3 protein-coding genes and 1 pseudogene are annotated in these 4,008 nt (G+C 71.1%); 2 read left to right on the top strand and 2 right to left on the bottom strand.

All coding sequences use genetic code 11. From position 1 onward, the window contains the following. The first annotated feature begins 526 nt into the window (after window positions 1–526). A complete protein-coding gene (locus CCN51_RS45100) occupies window positions 527–1,765 on the top strand; it encodes a M6 family metalloprotease domain-containing protein (RefSeq protein WP_014179403.1) in 1,239 nt (412 codons plus the stop codon). An 88-nt stretch (window positions 1,766–1,853) separates the two neighbouring features. Here the strand turns inward: CCN51_RS45100 and CCN51_RS45095 are convergent, their stop codons facing one another. Next, window positions 1,854–2,579, bottom strand: a complete 726-nt coding sequence (locus CCN51_RS45095) for an ABC transporter permease (RefSeq protein ID WP_014179404.1) — start codon at window positions 2,577–2,579, stop codon at window positions 1,854–1,856. Further along, entirely contained in the window at window positions 2,579–3,496 is a 918-nt protein-coding gene (locus CCN51_RS45090; RefSeq protein WP_014179405.1) for an ABC transporter ATP-binding protein, read from the bottom strand. The genes CCN51_RS45095 and CCN51_RS45090 overlap by 1 nt, the downstream gene beginning before the upstream one ends. Window positions 3,497–3,773: 277 nt before the next feature. Between CCN51_RS45090 and CCN51_RS45085 the strand changes: the two are divergent. Further along, window positions 3,774–4,008: pseudogene (locus CCN51_RS45085) on the top strand (hypothetical protein); the annotation flags it as partial.

The raw sequence follows: 4,008 nt of genomic DNA, 5'->3' as shown, positions 1-4,008 counted from the left end.
GCCCGGCGCTGGGCGCCGCGTTACGTTCCGTGATCGTTGGCAGAGTCGCGCCGGGCGCGCGACCCTGGCCGTCAGGGGATCCGCTCACCGCTCGCTCCCGCGTGGCGCTCGTCTCGTACAGGTCTGTCGTACACATCTTGTGCATGTCTCACACCGGGTGCCGGGCGGGCCCTGAATGCCTGCCCGAATAGGGAGTCCCCGCTGGAAATGTGCCGATCATAGAGGCTCATGCTCCGGCCGTTCCAACCATGCGATCGCGACCATCGTTGCCTTGTACATGTGTTTGGTCGTATCTGTTCGACTCTGCACGGACCCACTGCCCTCACGACCGACTGTGACCGTCTGTTACGTACCCGCATCGGGGCCGGTTCACTCGACTGGGCCAGCCGAACAGGGCGTACCGCACGCATCCGACTCAGGGTGGATGGGGTGGTCGGTCTAGGTCTGGGAGGTCGGCATGGCGCGTCCTCAGCCGCCCGAGGGGGTGGGCCCACTCCCCGCGAGGGTGGGCCGACTCCCTGAGGGTGTGGGGCGCCCGCCTCGGCTGCGCCGCACCGGGGCCGTGCTCACCTCCCTCAGCGCCATGATCGCCACCACCGTGGTGTCCGGCCCCGCCTTCGCGGCGGGCGCGGGCGGGCCGTGCACGCTCGAACGCACCGGGGCCCACCACTCCGAGGGCGTGGACACCTGGAACGCCGGCTACCCCCGCCCCGCCCGCACGCTCCACGCGGCCATGATCTTCCTCTCCTTCCCGGACGCCACGCCCAAGGTGACTCCGCGACGGCTGGCCGCCGATCACATCCCCGCGACCACGGCATTCTTCCGGCGCGCCTCATACGGGCAGTTCAGGCTGCGGGTGCATGCCGCGAAGCGATGGATCACCATGCCCGAGGCATCCACCTCGTACGCCATAAAGCGCGACTGGAACGCCGGGCGGCGGGCCGCGTATCTGCGCGACGCCATCGCCGCCGCCGACCCCTCGATCGACTTCGGCCGCTATGACGTCGTCTACCTCGTCGCCGACCCCGACGCCCCGGGTGTGGACGCCGACGCGACAAAAGTGGTCAACTTCGAGCAGCCGCTGCGCGCCGACGGAGTCGAGCTGCGCCGGCTCGTGACCGTATTCGAGAACCACCCGCCGGACCGGAATGTGCTGGCCCATGAGACCGGCCATGTCTTCGACCTCCCCGACCTCTACCACCGGCCGAAGAGCCCCGACGGCGAGGGCGACTGGGACACCTATGTCGGGGACTGGGACCTGATGGGCAGCCAGTTCGGGCTGGCGCCCGACCCCTTCGGGTGGCACAAATGGAAGCTCGGATGGTTGCGCCCGCGCCAGGTCCAATGTGTGCGCGCCCCCGGCGCAACCCTGCACACCCTCGAACCCCTCGACGCGCCCATGGCGGGCGGCAGCCCGGCCGCGGACAGCCGCACCCGCCTCGTCGTGGTGCGCACCGGCGCCACCACCGCGCTGGCCATCGAGGCCCGCGGCCCCTACGGCAACGACGCCGCCACCTGCACCGAGGGCGTGCTGGTCTACCGTGTGCGCAACGACACCGCCTCGGGCGACGGCCCGATCGAGGTGCTGGACGGCCACCCCGGCAGCGGGGCGTGCTGGAACGAGTCGGTCTATCCCGAACTCGCCGACGCCCCGCTGGGTGTCGGGGAGGCCCTGTCCGCGCGCCAGGACAACGTGCGCGTGAGCGTCACCGGGCGCACCATGGGCGGCGGCTGGACCGTGAAGGTCGACCGCAAAGGCGAGTGAGCCGGCGGGGGCACCTCCCAGCGGTAGCCGGCGGAGAACCGAGCCGCGAAAAAAAGGGGGACGCGGCCGACCTGACCGGAACATCAGCTCACCTGGTGTGGGTGCTCTTCCGGTACGCGGCCGCCGCATACGCGCCGAACACCGCGAACCACCCCGCCAGCACCGCCACCGCCCCGACCGCCGGCAGCGCGCCCTCGGACACATCCCACCCCAACTGCGCAAAACGATTCGTGGGCGTCCACTCGGCGATCGAGCCGAACCAGTCCGGGAAGGCGCTCAGCGGAATCCACAGCCCGCCGATGATGGACAGCCCCATACTGGCCGCCGTATTGACCATGCCCGTGCTCTGGGCCGACAGCCGGTAGCCGTTGCCGAGGCCCAGCAGCGTGAACGGCAGGGTGCCCAGCCACAACACCGCCACCAGGGCGAGCGCCCGCAGCACCGGCATCCGCACCCCGTTGACCAGGAACCCCGCTCCCATCACCGCCACGATCGACGGCAGCACCACCAGCGAACCGGTCACCGCCCGCGCCCCCACCACCTCCAGCGGCGTCAGCGGCGTGATCCGCAACTGCCGCAGCCAGCCGCGCCCCCGGTCCTCCGCCACACCCGTGCCGTTCGCCAGGGCCGCGCCGAGCGCGCCGTAAGCCGCCATCCCGATCATCGCCGCGGTGTCATGGGAGCCCTTGTCGCCGTCCCCGCCGCCGACATTGGTGAAGAGCAGATACATCACCACCGGCAGGGCGACCCCGAAGACCAGAAAGGCCATGTCACGGGTCATCCTGCGCAGCTCCAACGCGATGGACGTCAGCATCAGACCACCGCCTCCTCTCGATCGTCCCGGCCGGTGGTGAGCGCGACGAAGGCGTCCTCCAGCCGCGACACCCGCACCTCCAGATTCCGCACATCCCCGCGCTCGGCGAGCGCCAGCACCGTCGCATCCGATTCGGCGCTGCGCAGATACGCCCGGCCGCGCCGGATCTCGACGCTCGTCACCCCAGGAAGCAGCTCAAGACCCTCGGAGGAGCGGTCCTCCAGGTCGAAGGCGACGACATTGCCGCCCACCGTCCGCTTGATCTCCTCGCCCGTGCCGTCCGCCACCTTGCGGCCCTTGTCGATCACCACGATCCGGTCGGCGTTGTCATCGGCCTCCTCCAGATAGTGGGTGGAGAACAAGACCGTGTTGCCCCGCGCCGCGTAGGAGTGCATCGCCGCCCAGAACTCGCGCCTGGCCGCTACGTCCAGGGCCGCCGTCGGCTCGTCCAGCACCACCAGCTCCGGCCCGCCCGCCATGGCGAGCGCGAACCGCAGCCGCTGCGCCTGCCCGCCGGAGAGCCGGTCCGCCCGCCGCTCCGCGAGCTCGGTCAGCCCCGCCAGCTCCAGCGTCTCGGCGACCGGCAGCGGCCTCGGGTAGGTGCCGGCCACAAAGGCGACCAGCTCACGGACCGTCACACGGGTGATCAGCGCACCCTCCTGCAGCATCGCGCCGATCCGCCCCGAGCGGACCGCCGCCTCCGGCGCGCCGCCGAAGAGCCGCACCCGGCCCGAGCTCGGCGGCAGCAAACCGAGCAGTATGCCGATCGAGGTGGACTTGCCCGCGCCATTGCGGCCGAGCAGGGCGATCGACTCGCCGCGCCGGATGGTCAGATCGATGCCCTTGACCGCGCGCACCGCACCGTAGTGCTTCGCCACACCGGCGAACTCCACCACGGGCGGATCCGCCGCCGTCATCGCTGTACTCGTCATGGAGGAAACGCTACGGACCGTGACCGGTCGGCGACAGTGTCGACAGTCCGCAGTCCGGCAGGACAAATGTCATGGTGCGAGATATGAGCCGCACAGGTTTGCCGCTTGTCCTATGACCTGCCCAAGTTCGAGCCGCCTTCGAGCCGCCGCCCCGACACTCCTCTCCAGCCGCCGCCTCGCTGTCTCGACACCTCGATGCCCCCTCTACCGAGGCAGCGAGGCGGTGTGGGGCCGGGTCACGTCAGGCGCTGGGGAGACGAGAATGCACCGACATACGAATCTGGCCGAGGCCCTGATGGACCGGGCCATGCTGTGCGCCGCCGACGAGGCGCTGGTGTACCCGGCCGAAGGCGGCGGCGGACAGCGGATCAGCTACGCCGCCCTCGACGCCCACGCCCGCGCCGTATCCGCCTGGCTGCGCGCCCGCGACGCGCCCGGCCGCCGGGTGCGGGCCGGGGTCGAGGGCGAGCAGCACCCGGCGGCCGGGCGCGTCGCGG

The organism is Streptomyces milbemycinicus (assembly GCF_002154605.1).
GTDB classification, from domain to species: Bacteria; Actinomycetota; Actinomycetes; order Streptomycetales; family Streptomycetaceae; genus Streptomyces; species Streptomyces milbemycinicus.
The sequence above is the reverse complement of the archived record's forward strand: the minus strand, read 5'-3'. Positions and strand labels throughout refer to the sequence as shown.

What these genes read in the sequence shown, in the direction of transcription:
- CCN51_RS45095 (WP_014179404.1), bottom strand. Translation starts at nt 2,579, where the DNA reads ATGCTGACGTCCATCGCGTTGGAGCTGCGCAGGATGACCCGTGACATG.
- CCN51_RS45090 (WP_014179405.1), bottom strand. Translation starts at nt 3,496, where the DNA reads ATGACGGCGGCGGATCCGCCCGTGGTGGAGTTCGCCGGTGTGGCGAAG.